Genomic DNA, 14,262 nt, shown 5'->3' on the forward strand with positions numbered 1-14,262 from the left:
CTTTCTCAACGCGCGGCATGACGAGCCTGCAGCGCTGGCAACTGGGGGACTGGACGGTCGACCCCAGCAGCAACCGCCTGCTCGGAGGCACCGAGGAACGCCTGCTGGAGCCGCGCCTGATGGCCGTGCTTCAGCTGCTGATCGCGGCCGGCGAAGGCACGGTCAGCCAGCAGGCCTTGCTGGAGGGCGTGTGGCCCGGCGTGGTCGTCAGCGAGGCCTCGGTCTACCAGGCGGTGGCGCAATTGCGCAAGGCGCTGGGCGATACCGAACGGCCCTATCGCTACATAGGCAGTGTGAGCGGCAAGGGCTATCGCTTGCTGCAACCGGCGGTTGCCATCGCGGCGGCTGCACCCGCGCCGCTGCCCAGCGCCACGCCGCCCGATCAAGGCCCAGAACCTCATCCGGCCCGCCGCGGCCGGGCTTGGCAGGGCCTGGCTGCGGCGGCCCTGCTGGCCAGCCTGGCGCTCATCATCTGGTGGCAACCCTGGCGGCAAGTGCTCTCGACCGACGCCGGCCTGCTGGCCGACACCCCGGCCGCACGCGCCTACCAGGAAGGCCGCTGGCTCTGGTCGCGCCGCGATGCCGGCCAGCTCGGTGCGGCCGAACAGAAATTCCGCCAGGCGCTGCAGCTCGATCCGGGCCTGACATCGGCCTATGTCGGGCTCTGCGATGTCTTTCATTTCCAGCACCTGTACGGCGACTGGCCCTTGCAACGCACGCTGGCCCAATGCGAGCCCCTGCTGCGCGAGGCGCTGCGCCGCCAGCCTGAGCTGCCGGAAGCGCTGGCCAGCTTCGGCCTCTTGAAGCTGAGCCAGCATGAGCTGGACGCGGCCGCCAGCTTCCTGGACCGGGCCCTGGCCGCCGCGCCCAAGAACGCCAACGCCTGGATGTGGCGGGGCGAGGTGGATCGCGAGCGCGGCGATTCCGAGGCAGCCTTGCGCCGGCTTAAGCAGGCCGCCGCGCTGGATCCGCTGTCCGGCCTGATCAAGCGCAACCTGGCCCAGGCGCTGGCGGCCCATGGCGATGCGGCAGCCTCGCGCCGGCAGCTGGAAGAAGCGCTGCTGCTGGAGTCGAGCTACGCGAACAGGCCGCTGGATGAGATCGAACTGCTGCCGCTGACGGCCGCCCGCGCGCGCGCCTATCTGCAATGGGCAGCACGCTTCCCGGACCGTTTGCAAGGGCGGCAAGGCGGCCAGGCCCGGCTGAGCCTCGCCCATGTGCAGCTGGCGCTGGCACAGCTCAAGCCAGCCGGAGAAACGCTGCAAGGCCTGAGCGCCGACGAGCAAAACCATCCCTATGCCCAGTTGCTGCGCGCCATGCTGCTGCGGGCCGAGGGGCAGCCAGAACGCGCAGCCGCGCTGCTGGAGCAGCGCGCGAACAGCAGGCCCGCCGACACCGCCCGGCTCTATCCGCTGCTGCACCAGTGGCTGGAGCTGGAGCGCGAAGCCAAAGCCCAGGCCGTGGCGCGCGAACACCTGCCCGGGCTGACCGACGTGCTGGGCGCCACGCCCGCACCGGCACGGGTGCGCGAGCTGCTGCTGGCGCTCAGGCTGATGCCGGCATCGGCTCGCAACGCCCAGGCCGCGCTCGTGCATCGCTGGATTGAGGCCGGCGTGGTCGACACTGGCGCCTCACTGGCCCTGCTTCAGCTGGTGGGCGCCAGGCCCGAGGCGCAGGCCCGCATGCGCGCGCTGCTGGCCGAAGGCCGCCTGCCCTCGCCCGCCGAGGACTACCACCTGCTGGAGCAAAACCCGCTGTGGGCGCCACTGCCCGCCGATCTGCTCACGCAGCTGCAGCAGCTGCGGCGCAGCGCCCTGCCCTAGACCACCCGCGCATCGAAGCCTGCCAGGTCCTCGTCGCGCAGGCCCAGGAAGATGGGCGCGCCATGGCGGCGGTGGATGTTGACCTTGGCATTGAAGACGCGGTGCGGCTGGCCATGCTTGTCGGCGATCTCGTACTCGCTGATCGCATAGGCACCGTCGGGCGCCTCGGGGCCGGTCAGGTAGCAGGCGATGCCGTCGATCTCGGCACCGGCGAGCGTCAGGCCGCCGAGCTGCTGCAGCGGCGCGCGGGTGCGTTCGACGAACTCGATGCTGTCGATCTCCACGTCGCGGCCGGTGGCCTCGTCGCGCATCTGGGTGCGGAATTTGCCGACCAGGATCTGGCCCGGCAAGGCCCGCTCCACCATGCGCGCGAGCTCGATGGTCACCTGCCCCACCACATAGCTGAACGAGGTCGGGTTCAGGCCCTCGCTCTGGTGGAACTCGTAATGCGAGCCCACGTGGAAGCAGGCGCGCAGCTGCGGCACGGTGCTCTTGCGCGGCGCGCGCTCGCGGGCGATGGCGTTGTCTGCGAGGATGAACTGCATCAGCTGGTAGAGCTCCACATTGGCCGCGATGCCGCGCATGCGGTTCCAGATGTAGAAGCCGTCGCCGGTGGTGGTGCGCGCGAAATTGATGTTGATCTCGCGGTCGAGCAACTTGGCGTAGGCCGCATTCACCGAACAGGACAGCGCATTGAGCTGCACCACCTGCTCCAGCGGTGAAAGCAGCGAGAAGCCGACGGCATCGAGCAGGATGACCGCGCGGTCCTGCACCAGGCGGATGCCGTAGCGCTCGACGATGGCACCCACCAGCGGCAGGCCGAGCCCGGCGTCGAGGCTGAAGGGCAGCTCGATCAGCTGCGGCTTCAGGCCCAGTTGCTGGGCCGTGGTGTCGAGTGCGGCGGCGTTCAGGTGTTCGCGGCGCGTGAGCAGGTGCTCGAGCAATTGGGCGCGGCGCCACTGGCTCGCTTCGTCGGGTGCCGAGGCCACGTACTCGGTCAAGAGCGTGTGCGGCGCCACCAGCACGCGCAGGCCGCGGCCGCTGGGGCTCCAGGCATAGACCAGGTTCTCGCCGAGGCGCCAGCGCTCGTAGAGCAATTGGTCGAGCAGCACGATGTTGTGGCGCACCGCCGCCTCGCTGAGGGCGGCGGGCAGCGGGTAGGCCATGAAGCCGTCAAGCCAGGACTTGCGCTTGCGGATCTCGTCTGCCAAGGGGCGCTCCGGGTTCAAGATTTGGGAATGGCGCGATTGTCCGGCATGCGCACCCGGGCGCAAGGCCTGGCCCCGCAAACCGGGGCTGAGACAATAGCCCCCTCATTCCCCAGCAACAAAGACGAGCAGCGATGGCCATCCAGTGGTTCCCGGGTCACATGAATTCGACCCGCAATGCGATCAAGGAACGCATGAAGGGCGGCATCGACGTGGTGATCGAGCTGCTCGACGCCCGCCTGCCCGGCTCCAGCAGCAACCCGCTGCTGCGTGAATTGACGGAAGCAAAGCCCAGCCTCAAGGTGCTGAACAAGCAGGACCTGGCCGACCCCGCGCGCAATGCGCTGTGGCTGGCGCATTTCCAGGCGATGCCCGAGACCCGCGCGATGGTGCTGGACACCTCGATGGTGGCGCCGGCCAAGGCGCTGGCGGCCGAGTGCCGGGCGCTGGCGCCCAACCGGGGCGGCATGGCCAAGCCGCTGCGCGTGCTGATTTGCGGCATTCCGAACGTCGGCAAGTCCACCCTGATCAACACCTTGATGGGCAAGAAGTCGACCAAGACCGGCGACGAGCCGGGCATCACCAAGGTCGAGCAGAAGCTGGTGCTGGAGAACGACTTCTACCTGTTCGACACGCCCGGCATGCTGTGGCCGCGCATCAGCGTGGCGCAGAGCGGCTACAACCTCGCGGCGAGCGGCGCCATCGGCCGCAATGCCTTCAGCGAGGAAGAGGTGGCGCTGGAGCTCTTGACCTATCTGCGGCACGAGTACCCGGCCGCCATCGAGGGGCGCTACAAGCTCGGCGCCGCTGCCTACGAGCTGGACGACGAGGGCCTGCTGACCGCCATAGGCCGCAAGCGCGGCGCGGTGATGAGCGGCGGCCGCGTCAACCTGCAGAAGGCGTCCGAGGTGCTGATCTACGAATTCCGCCAGGGCATCCTCGGACGCATCACGCTGGAGACGCCTGAGCAGTTCGCGCAGTGGTGCAAGGCGGCCGAAGCCAGCGACGCGGCACGCGCGCAGAAGCTCGCTGACCGCAAGGCCCGCCGCAAAGGCGTGGACAGCCGCGCCGCCGACCGTGCCGCGAGAGCCGCTGCTGCTGGCGAGGACCCCGGCACCGAAGACTGATCAGAGCGCCGCGTCCAGCAGCTCGCGCACGGCCTTCAGCAAGGCCTGCAGTTCCGGGCCCAGCGCGCGTGCCGCCGTGATCAGCTCGGGCTGGGCCAGCTCCTTCAGCCCCGCCTCGAAGCGCTGCACCTGCAGCGGCAGCCGCTGCGCGCCTATGGTGGCCGAAGCCCCGCGCAGCGAATGCACCAGGCGGGCCAGGCCCTCCAGGTCATGCTGGGACAGCAGCACCTCCATCGCCCCCGCGCTCTCGGCATAGCGCTGCACGAACTGCTCCAGCACCCGGCGATAGGCATCGGGCCGGCCGCCGCAGTAGCGCAGGCCCAGGGCCGGCACCAGGGTTTGCGCCTCGGCCTCCGGCGGTGGCGGCGCGGGCACCGCCACCGGCAGCGAGGCGTCACCCGCCGTGGCCGGCAGCCAGCGCAGCAGCGCCGCATAGAGCTCGGCCGGATCGACCGGCTTGGAGACATGGTCGTTCATCCCCGCCGCCAGGCAGGCCGCACGGTCCTCGCCGAAGGCATTGGCCGTCATCGCGAGGATGGGCAGCTTCTGCAGGCCGGCCATCGCGCGGATGCGCCGGCTGGCTTCGAGGCCGTCCATGCGCGGCATCTGCATGTCCATCAGGATCAGGTCGAAGCGCTGCGGCGGCTCCAGCCGCGCCAGCGCCTCGGCACCATTGCCGGCCACCTCGACCTTGAGGCCGGCGGCCAGCAGCAGCTCCAGGCCGACCTGCTGGTTGACCGGGTTGTCCTCCACCAGCAGCACCTGCGCGCCGGCACAGCGCTCGCGCAGCAGGCGCTCGCCGTCCTCGGCGCGGCTGAGCGGCTGTGGCAGCTTCTCGCCGCGCCGCAAACGGGCGCTGAACCAGAACTCGCTGCCCTCACCAAGCCTGCTGCTCACACCCACCTCGCCGCCCATCAGCCGCGCCAGACGCTGCGTGATCGCGAGGCCGAGGCCAGTGCCACCAAAGCGCCGCGTGGTCGAGGTATCGCCCTGCACAAAGGCCTGGAACAGCAGGTGCAGGCTTTCGGGCGCCATGCCAATGCCGGTGTCGCGCACCGTGAAGCGGATCAGCAGCTCCTCGTCCGTCGCCTGGCCGCCGGCCAGCGTCACCTGCACCGACACGCCGCCCCGCTCGGTGAACTTGATGGCATTGCTGAGCAGGTTCAGCAAGGCCTGGCTGAGCCGCGTCGGGTCGCCGCGCAGCAGGTCGGGCAGGGCTTCGTCTTGGTTCAGTGCCAGCGTCAGGCCCTGCTCCTGGGCGCGTGGATGCAAGAGCGAGCGACAGCGCTCCAGCAGCGCGCGCAGTGAGAAATCAGTCTGCTCCAGCACCAGCTTGTCGGCCTCGATCTTGGAGAGGTCGAGGATGTCGTTGAGGATTTGCAGCAAATGGCTGGCCGCCTCGCCGACCTGGTGCAGCCGCACCTTGGCCGTGGGCTCCCGTGCATCCCGCTGCAGCAGGTAGTTCAGGCCGATGATGGCGTTCATCGGCGTGCGGATCTCGTGGCTCATGTTGGCCACGAAGGCACTCTTGGCCTGGTTCGCCGCCTCGGCCGCCTCGCGTGCCTGCACCAGCTCGGCCGTGCGGTCGGCCACGCGCTGCTCCAGCTCGGCATTGATGGCCCGTATCGCCTGCTCGGCCCGGCGGCGCTCGCTGATGTTGACGCTGTAGATCGCGATGCCCTCGGGGGCCGGGCGCACATAGAGCTCGAACCAGGCCAGCTCGTTGCCATCCGGGAACACGTACTCGACCTCGCCCCGGAACTCGCGGCCCTGCTCCATGCAGTCGCGCAAAGGCACGAAGGCGGCACTGTGCTCGATCCCCGGGAACACCTCCTGGATGCGCCAGCCCAGCATGGCCTCGACCGGCTGGCGGTTCTGCCGGGCTGCTGCCGCATTGATGTAGAGGTAGCGCCAGTCGCGGTCGAGGATCTGGCAGCCCTCCAGCATGTTGTCCAGCAGGTGCAGGTGGCGCTCGGCGCTGCGTCGCAGCGCTTCATCGGATTCGCCGCGCTGGCGTGCGGCTTCGTCCAGCAAGGCCTTGGCCTGGTTGATCTCGCGGATCTGTGCCGCTGGCTCGCCCAGGTGTTCCTGTACGCCGCCGGCCTCACCAGACAGCATGGCCACCGCCCGGGCCAGACGGCGGCTGGCCAGCAGGCCGCCGATCACGCCAATCAGCGTCGCGCCCAGCACCGCCACCGACAAGGTGACCGCCGCCGCAAGCTGCGAAGCTCGATAGACGGGGGCCGGGATTTGCAACACCACGGACCAGGGCGTGTTCGCTACCGCCACGCGCACTTCCTTGCCGACCGATCCCGAGGTCTCCCCCTTGTGCGCAATTCGCACACCTCCACTGTCAACCAGGCTGATGGCCCAGTCATCGGGTACGGCGAGCCGTTCCAGGTGGGGCTGGAACTGCGAAGTTTCGAACGTGCTCAGGATCACCGCAACATTGCGGCCCCCGCGCTGGACCGGCTGTGCCACCGCCACGAGCAACTGCTGGGCCACCGGCCCGATGAAGCTGTCTCCCACGGCGCGCTGGCCCGTTTCCAGCGCAGCCTTGGCCGCACTGCGGCCCTTGGGCCGCGGCATGGGCGGCAGCGCAGTGCCGAACGGCAGCCGCGTGTTCATCAGCATCTGGCCCTTGAGGTCGGCCATCACCACATGGCTGCCAAAGGCCTGCAGAAAGCCCTGGGCTTCCTCGTGCAGGGCACCCAGGCCGTCGGGCCTGTCGATCAAGGGGGAGCGGGCCAGCATCTGCAAGCCGTTGAGGCGAGCTTGCAGGTCTTGCTCGACATCGACGGCGAGAGCGCGGGCCTGGTTGCTGATGCGGCGGTCCAGGTCGGCCTGCACCTGCCGGACGCGGTCCACCGCCAGGTAAGCGGCCAGCAACACCAGCGGCACCACGCAGGCCCAGATCAGCCGCGTGACGAAGACATGCAATGAAATACCGACGTTCGACCGCTCGTCAGAACCCATCCAGCACTCCCTGACGGCGTCATTCAGTGGACGCCTTTGCCACAACGATAAGCGCAAACGCTGTTGCGGGCATGCGGCATGGGCCTAGCATGGGCCTCTTGCCCCGCAAAAGAGCGCCATTCATGACATTGCCCCTCTTTCCTTCGGCCTGGATGAGCGAGGAACACCGCCTGCTGCAGGACAGCGTGGCGCGCTTCTTCCGCGAGCGCTGGGTACCGCGTTCGGCCGAATGGCGCGAGGCCGGCCTGATGGGTCGCGACACCTGGCTGGAAGCCGGCGCCACCGGCCTCTTGTGCGCCGGCATGCCCGAGGCCTATGGCGGCGGTGGCGGCGACTTCGGCCATGAAGCCGTGATCCTGCTGGAGCAGGCGCGGGCCAATCTCAGCGGCTTCGGCGGCGGCCTGCATTCGGCCATCGTCGCGCCCTACCTGCTTCATCACGGCAGCGAGGAACAACGGCAACGCTGGCTGCCGAGGATGGCGCGCGGCGAGTTGGTAGGCGCCATCGCCATGACCGAACCCGGCACCGGCTCCGACCTGCAAGGCATACGCACCCAGGCCCGCCGCGAGGGCGACGACTACCTGCTCAGCGGCCAGAAGGTCTTCATCACCAATGGCCAGAACGCCAACCTCGTCATCGTGGTCTGCCGCACCGGCGGCGAGGCGGGAGCGCGCGGCATCTCCTTGCTCGTCGCCGAGGTGGAGAACGCGGACGGCTCGCTGCGCGATGGCTTCCGCCGTGGCCGCAACCTCGACAAGATCGGCATGAAGGCCCAGGACACCTCGGAGCTGTTCTTCGACGGCCTGCGCGTGCCGGCCGCCAACCTGCTCGGCGGCGCGAGCGGCGCCGAAGGCCAGGGCTTCTTCCAGCTGATGCAGGAGCTGCCGCAGGAGCGCTTGATCATCGCGGTCAGCGCCATCGGTGCGATGGAGCGGGCCCTCGCAGACACCGTGGCCTACACCAAGGAGCGCCAGGCCTTCGGCAAGGCCGTGTGGGAGTTCCAGAACACGCGCTTCAAGCTGGCCGAGGTGCAGAGCCAGGTGCTGGCCGCGCGTGCCACGGTCGATGCTGCGATACAGGCACATCTGAAGGGTGAGCTCGATGCCGCCCGCGCGGCCCTGGTCAAGGCCTGGGCCACCGACCTCGCCTGCACGGTGATGGACGAATGCCTGCAGCTCTTTGGCGGCTACGGCTACATGATGGAGGTCCCGATCGCCGAGCTCTATGCCGATGCCCGGGTGGCGCGTATCTATGGCGGCACCAACGAGATCATGAAGGAACTGGCGTCTCGCTTCATGTGAGCGCTGCATGGGAGTCACAATGTTTGATGCCTATCTGTTCGACCATGTGCGCACGCCGCGTGGCAAGGGCAAGAAGGACGGCAGCCTGCACCAGGCCAGCCCGGTCTGGCTCTTGCGCACGCTCTTGAAGGCGCTGCAGGAACGCCAGCAGCTGGACACTTCGCTGGTCGACGACGTGGTGCTCGGCTGCGTCACGCCGGTGGGCGAGCAAGGCGCCGACATCGCCCGTACCGCCGTGCTCGATGCCGGCTGGGCCGAGAGCGTGGCCGGCGTCACGCAGTCGCGCTTCTGTGCCTCAGGGCTGGAATCCGTCAACCTCGCTGCGGCCAAGGTGGCGAGCGGCTTCGAGAAGCTGGTGGTGGCCGGCGGCGTTGAATCGATGAGCCGCTGGCCCATGGGCAGCGACGGTGGCGCGTGGTTCATGGACCCGCGCATCAACCAGCTGATCGGCTTCATCCCCCAAGGCATCAGCGCCGACCTGATCGCGGCGCTGGAAGGTTTCAGCCGCGACGACGTCGATGCCTTCGCGGCCCGCTCACACCAGCGCGCCGCCGCCGCCCGCGAGGCAGGCAACTTCAGCCGCTCCATCGTGCCGGTGCACGACATCGCCGGCCTCACGCTGCTGGGCGAAGACGAGACCATCCGCCCCGGCACGACGGCAGAAACGCTGGCCCGTCTCGAGCCCTCGTTCGCCCTGATGGGCGGCATGGGCTTCGATGCCACGGCGCTGCGCAAGTACACGCAGCTCGAGCAGATCCCGCACATCCACCACGCGGGCAACTCTTCGGGCATCGTCGATGGCGCGGCCCTGATGCTGGTCGGTTCCAAGGCCGGTGGCGAGGCGGCCGGCTTGCGGCCGCGAGCGCGGATACGGGCAGCCGCCGTGGTCGGCTCCGAGCCCACCATCATGCTGACCGGCCCCACGCCCGCCTGCCGCAAGGCCCTGGCCCAGGCGGGGCTCAAGGCGTCGGACATCGACCTGTGGGAAATCAACGAGGCCTTCGCCGTCGTGCCCATGAAGACGGCGCGCGACCTCGGTGTCTCGCTGGACCAGGTCAACGTCAACGGCGGCGCCATCGCGATGGGCCATCCGCTCGGCGCCACCGGTTGCATCATCCTCGGCACCTTGCTGGAGGAACTGGAACGCCGCCATCTGAACATCGGCTGCGCCACGCTGTGCGTGGGCGGCGGCATGGGCATCGCCACCATCATCGAGAGGGTCTGATCATGGATGCGCTGCAATGCAAGCTCGAGGATGGCGGCGTGCTGATCGCCACCATGGACCTGCCTGGCCATGCGATGAACGTGCTCAACGACGAGCTGGCCCTGCCGCTCGCCGAGCTGGCCACGCGGCTGGAGTCCGATGCAGAAGTGAAGGCGCTGATCCTGCGTTCGGCCAAGCCCGACTTCCTCGCGGGTGCCGATGTGGACCGGCTGCACGCGCTCACCACGGCACAGGAGGCCTTCGAGGAATCGATGCGCTTCAAGGCCTTCATCCGCCGGCTGGAGCGCTGCGGCAAGCCGGTGGTGGCCGTGCTGAATGGACGCTGCCTCGGCGGCGGCCTCGAGATCGCGATGGGCTGCCATTGGCGCATCGTCGTCAACGACGGCAAGGCCCGCCTCGGCCTGCCCGAGGTCAAGCTGGGACTGCTGCCCGGCGGTGGCGGTACGCAGCGCTTGCCACGCCTGGTCGGCATGCAGCAGGCCTTGCAATGGATGATGGAGGGCACGGAGCTGCGTGCCGAGCCGGCGCTGGCGGCCGGCCTGGTGCATGAGCTGGCGGCCGATGCCGAGGAGGCGCTGTTCAAGGCCCGCGCCTGGATCGCGCAGCAAGGCAGCAAGAAGCCGCAGCAGCCCTGGGACGCGCCCAAGTTCCGTTATCCCGGCGGCGATTCGCGCTCGCCGGCGGTGGCACAGCTGATGTCGGTCGCACCTTCGATGGCCTCAAGCAAGAGCTGGGGCAACTACCCGGCCCTAACCCACATCCTGTCCAGCGTGTTCGAGGGGGGCCTGACCGACATCGACCGCGCGCTGGCGATCGAATCGCGCTACTTCGCCGCCTGCGTGACGACCCCGGCCTCGCGCAACCTGATCAGCACGCTCTGGTACCAGCTGAATGCGCTGAAGAAGGGCGCCTCGCGGCCGGCCGGCTACGAGCCCGGCAGGATACGCAAGCTGGGCGTGATCGGCGCCGGCATGATGGGCGCCGGCATCGCGCATGAGGCGGCGGCCAAGGGCATCTCGGTCGTGCTGCTGGACCAAAGCATGGAAGCGGCCGAGCGCGGCAAGCAGCATTCGCGCTGGCTGCTGGACAAGGACGTGAAGAATGGCCGGCGCACGAGCGAGCAGCGCGAGGCCCAGCTGGCCCTGATCACGCCCTGCAACGACTACCGCTACCTGGACGGCTGCGAGCTGGTGATCGAGGCGGTGTTCGAGGACCGCGCGGTGAAGGCCGTGGTCACAAAAACGGCGGAAGCCGTGCTCACGCCGGATGCGGTGTTCGCTTCCAACACCTCCACCCTGCCGATCACTGGGCTGGCCGAAGCCAGCCTGCGGCCGGAGCAGTTCATAGGCCTGCATTTCTTCTCGCCGGTAGAGAGGATGCCGCTGGTCGAGATCATCTGCGGCCAGCTGACCAGCGAGGCCACGCTGGCCCGCGCCTTCGACTTCGTGCAGCAGATCGGCAAGACGCCCATCGTCGTCAACGATGCGCGCGGCTTCTACACCAGCCGGGTCTTCGCCACCTATGTGATGGAAGGCATCGCCCTGCTGGCCGAGGGCGTGCATCCGCGCGCCATCGAGGTGGCGGGCCAGCAGGCCGGCATGCCGATGCCGCCGCTGGCGCTGCAGGATGAGGTCAGCCTGAGCCTGGCGCTGCACGTGCTGGACCAGGCGCGCAGTGATCTCGAAGCGGCCGGCCAGGCCTGGCGCGAGCATCCGGCCGAAGGCGCGTTGCGCCGCATGGCCGAGCTGGGCCGCATCGGCAAGAAGGCAGGCATGGGCTTCTACGACTGGAGCGACGAAGGCCGGCAGCTGTGGCCGGGCCTGGCCGAGCTCTTTCCGCTGGCGGCCGAGCAGCCGCCTCAGGCCGAGCTGATCGACCGGATGATGCTGGTGCAGGCCAATGAGGCGGCGCGCTGCCTCGAGGAAGGCGTGCTGCGCTCGGTGGCCGATGCCAACATCGGCTCGATTCTCGGCTGGGGTTTCGCGCCCTTCCAGGGCGGCGCGCTGCAGTTCATCAATGCGATGGGGCTACCGGCCTTCGTGACGCGCTGCCGCGAGCTCTCGGCCCGGCATGGCGAGCGCTTCGATCCCGCACCGCTGCTGGTGCGCATGGCCGAGCGGGGCGAGCGCTTCGAGGAGGGCGGGCCTAGTCGACCCTGAGCATCGCCAGCAGCAGCCCCATGCCCAGCACCAGCACGGCGCCGGTCAGCCACAAGGCACCGGCATAGCCGCCGCTGGCTTGCACCATGGCGCCCGAGAGGGCCGGCGCACCGATCTGCGCCATGCCATAGCTGAGGGTCAGCCGCGCCATGGCCTTGCCCGGGTTGGCCGGCGAGCGCCGTCCGACCAGGGCCAGGGTCAGGCTGACGATGCCGATGAAGGTGGCTCCGTAGAGCAAGGCCCCGGCCAGCGCGGCGAACAAGCTGCCCGACAGCGCCGGCAGCAGCACGCCGATGGTCTGCAGCACAAAGGCCAGCAGCAAGGCCTGCACGTCGCCCAGGCGGCGCGCCACGCGATCCCACAAAAACACCGCTGGCGTGGCCGCCACGCCGACCAGCAGCCAGGCCCAGGGCCCCTGCCCGGCCAGCAGCGGCTGGCGCTCGACGATGGCGACGGTGAAGGTCGCATTGATCACGAAGCCCCAGCCGGCGCAGAAGTACATGGCGATCATCAGCGCCATCCAGCGCCGGGCCGGCGCGCTCGCTGCCGCGCTCGCTGCCGGCGGTGGCGCGGGCGGGCGCCAGGCCCAGGCCGGCACGAGGAAGATCAGGCCGATCAGCGCATAGCCCTTCCATTGATGCGCCCAGTCCAGCCGCAGCAAGGCCATGCCCATGGCGCCCAGGGCCGAGACCACGATGCCGAGCCCGAGGCCGGTGAAATGCAGGCCGAGCTCCGGCCGCCGGCCGGCCCGCATCAGCCAGCCCAGCACCAGGCCGGAGCCGAGCAGCATGCCGGCCGCGCCACACAGGCCGCCCAGGTAGCGGGCCAGCGCCCAGACCCAGACATTCGGTGCCAGCGCCATCAGCACGCAAGAGAGCAGGGACAGCCACAGGCCATGGCTGTAGAGCCGCTGGCGCCAGCGCGGATCGTCGATCCAGGCGGCGATCAGCGCGCCGCTCATGTAGCCCGCATAGTTGATCGCGGCCAGCGCGCCAGCCATGGCGTCGCTGAGGCCAGCCTGCTGCTGCATCAGCGGCAGCATCGGCGTGTAGGCAAAGCGGCCGAGGCCTATGCACAGCACCAGGCCGGCGATGCCGCCGCTGACCACCTGCCAGGCTTCCAGGGACTTGGCGCTTGTTTGCATGGGGTCCGAGCGTAAGCGCAGAGCGCTACTTCGCGCTGACAGCTCGGCGACAGCCCCACGGCGTGCCCTTGAATTCCGGCCGCCCCCGCCCATCTGCGACGAATCACTTCTCGGATTCGGACACGACGAGCGCCATGGCCCTGTTGCTGATCTTCCTCGCGGGCCTGCTCGGCATCGCCGCCCTGGTCGCCCCGCCGCTGTGGCGCCGCTACCGCCGGCACCAGCTGGCAAAACAGCCCTTCCCCCCCGCCTGGCGCCGCATCCTGCGCCGCCGCGTGCCCCAGGTCGCGCAGTTGCCGGCTGACCTGCAGTTGCGGCTCAAGGGCCTGATCCAGATCTTCCTGGCAGAGAAGCCCATCATTGGCTGCGCCGGCCTCGAGGTGAGCGATGAGATGCGCGTGACCATCGCGGCCCAGGCCTGCCTGCCGCTGCTGGGCGCAACGCGCGGCATGTACCCGGCCTTGCGCCAGGTCCTGCTTTATCCGGGCGCTTTCCTGGTGGACCGGCCGGTCAATGCGCCAGGTGGCGTGCTGCAAGACCAGCGCCGCGCGCTGGCCGGGGAATCATGGGTGCAAGGCCAGGTGCTGCTGTCCTGGCGTGATGTGCTGCAGGGCGCGGCCGACCCGGCCGACGGCCAGAACGTGGTGGTGCATGAGTTCGCCCACCAGCTCGACCAGCTGAAGGGCTTTGCCAATGGCGCGCCGCTGCTTCGCAGCCGCGAGGCCTACGAGCGCTGGAGCCGGGTGATGAGCGCTGAATATGCGGCCCTGCAATGGCGAAGCGCGCAGGGAGACGCGGGTCTGCTGAGCGCTTATGGGGCGACCGATCCGGCGGAATTCTTCGCCGTGGCCAGTGAAGTGTTCTTCGAGCAGCCGCGCGAGATGGCGGCGCTGCATCCGGCGCTGTACGGGGAGCTGGCAGCGTACTACCGGCTCGACCCGCTCAGCTGGACCTGAGGTGGCTTGTTCAGCCGCCGGGGCCGCGACGCTCGAGATGGCGGAACGTGATCCGGCCCTTGCTCAGGTCGTAAGGCGACAGTTCCAGCGAGACGCGGTCACCGGCCAAGATGCGGATGTGGTTCTTCTTCATCTTGCCGGCGCTGTAGGCGACCAGCTGATGGCCGTTGTCCAGCGTCACGCGGAAACGCGTGTCCGGCAGGACTTCGTCGACCTTGCCCTGCATCTCGATCAGTTCTTCCTTAGCCATGCGATCTCCGTTGGCGCACCGCTTCCTGCGATGCGAGGCAAAACAAAACCGCCACAACGGCAAGCGTCGCAGCGGTGAATGCGGCGGAGTTTA

General features: G+C 69.1%; 10 protein-coding genes. 6 read left to right on the forward strand and 4 right to left on the reverse strand.

The window, feature by feature from the left end:
- The first annotated feature begins 17 nt into the window (after window positions 1-17).
- On the forward strand, window positions 18-1,823 hold the full coding sequence (locus J7U46_RS06905) for a winged helix-turn-helix domain-containing protein (RefSeq protein ID WP_282824106.1): 1,806 nt from the start codon (window positions 18-20) through the stop codon (window positions 1,821-1,823).
- Here the strand turns inward: J7U46_RS06905 and J7U46_RS06910 are convergent.
- The gene (locus J7U46_RS06910) at window positions 1,820-3,034 is read right to left on the reverse strand and encodes a hypothetical protein (protein ID WP_282824108.1); all 1,215 of its coding nucleotides are present in this window, start codon (window positions 3,032-3,034) and stop codon (window positions 1,820-1,822) included. The two genes, J7U46_RS06905 and J7U46_RS06910, sit on opposite strands and share 4 nt — an antisense overlap.
- A 131-nt stretch (window positions 3,035-3,165) precedes the next feature.
- Here J7U46_RS06910 and ylqF point away from each other — a divergent pair, with 131 nt between their 5' ends.
- The gene (gene ylqF, locus J7U46_RS06915) at window positions 3,166-4,158 is read left to right on the forward strand and encodes a ribosome biogenesis GTPase YlqF (protein WP_282824110.1); all 993 of its coding nucleotides are present in this window, start codon (window positions 3,166-3,168) and stop codon (window positions 4,156-4,158) included.
- On the opposite strand, the gene J7U46_RS06920 is transcribed toward ylqF, so the two are convergent.
- Window positions 4,159-7,134: an ATP-binding protein gene (locus J7U46_RS06920; protein WP_282824112.1), complete on the reverse strand. Its 2,976-nt coding sequence runs from the start codon at window positions 7,132-7,134 to the stop codon at window positions 4,159-4,161.
- 122 nt (window positions 7,135-7,256) lie between these two features.
- On the opposite strand from J7U46_RS06920, the gene J7U46_RS06925 reads away from it, so the two are divergent.
- Genes J7U46_RS06925 through J7U46_RS06935 form a run of 3 tightly spaced genes read left to right on the forward strand, consistent with a single transcriptional unit; the run spans window position 7,257 to window position 11,819 of the window.
- Window positions 7,257-8,435 (forward strand): acyl-CoA dehydrogenase family protein, encoded by a 1,179-nt coding sequence (locus tag J7U46_RS06925; RefSeq protein ID WP_282824114.1) that lies wholly within the window; start codon window positions 7,257-7,259, stop codon window positions 8,433-8,435.
- Between the two features lie 19 nt (window positions 8,436-8,454).
- Window positions 8,455-9,660: an acetyl-CoA C-acetyltransferase gene (locus J7U46_RS06930; protein WP_282824116.1), complete on the forward strand. Its 1,206-nt coding sequence runs from the start codon at window positions 8,455-8,457 to the stop codon at window positions 9,658-9,660.
- 2 nt (window positions 9,661-9,662) lie between these two features.
- A complete protein-coding gene (locus J7U46_RS06935; RefSeq protein WP_282824118.1) occupies window positions 9,663-11,819 on the forward strand; it encodes a 3-hydroxyacyl-CoA dehydrogenase NAD-binding domain-containing protein in 2,157 nt (718 codons plus the stop codon).
- Here the strand turns inward: J7U46_RS06935 and J7U46_RS06940 are convergent.
- On the reverse strand, window positions 11,806-12,963 hold the full coding sequence (locus J7U46_RS06940; protein WP_282824121.1) for a YbfB/YjiJ family MFS transporter: 1,158 nt from the start codon (window positions 12,961-12,963) through the stop codon (window positions 11,806-11,808). The genes J7U46_RS06935 and J7U46_RS06940 overlap by 14 nt on opposite strands.
- A 134-nt stretch (window positions 12,964-13,097) precedes the next feature.
- On the opposite strand from J7U46_RS06940, the gene J7U46_RS06945 reads away from it, so the two are divergent.
- Window positions 13,098-13,919, forward strand: coding sequence for a M90 family metallopeptidase (locus J7U46_RS06945; RefSeq protein WP_282824123.1), 822 nt, complete (start codon window positions 13,098-13,100; stop codon window positions 13,917-13,919).
- Window positions 13,920-13,929: 10 nt separating this feature from the next.
- On the opposite strand, the gene infA is transcribed toward J7U46_RS06945, so the two are convergent.
- Window positions 13,930-14,169, reverse strand: coding sequence for a translation initiation factor IF-1 (infA, locus tag J7U46_RS06950; RefSeq protein WP_282824125.1), 240 nt, complete (start codon window positions 14,167-14,169; stop codon window positions 13,930-13,932).
- Between the last annotated feature and the right edge of the window lie 93 nt (window positions 14,170-14,262).

Origin of the sequence: Pelomonas sp. V22 (genome assembly GCF_030014915.1) — a bacterium.
In the GTDB taxonomy this organism is placed as follows: Bacteria; Pseudomonadota; Gammaproteobacteria; order Burkholderiales; family Burkholderiaceae_C; genus JAUASW01.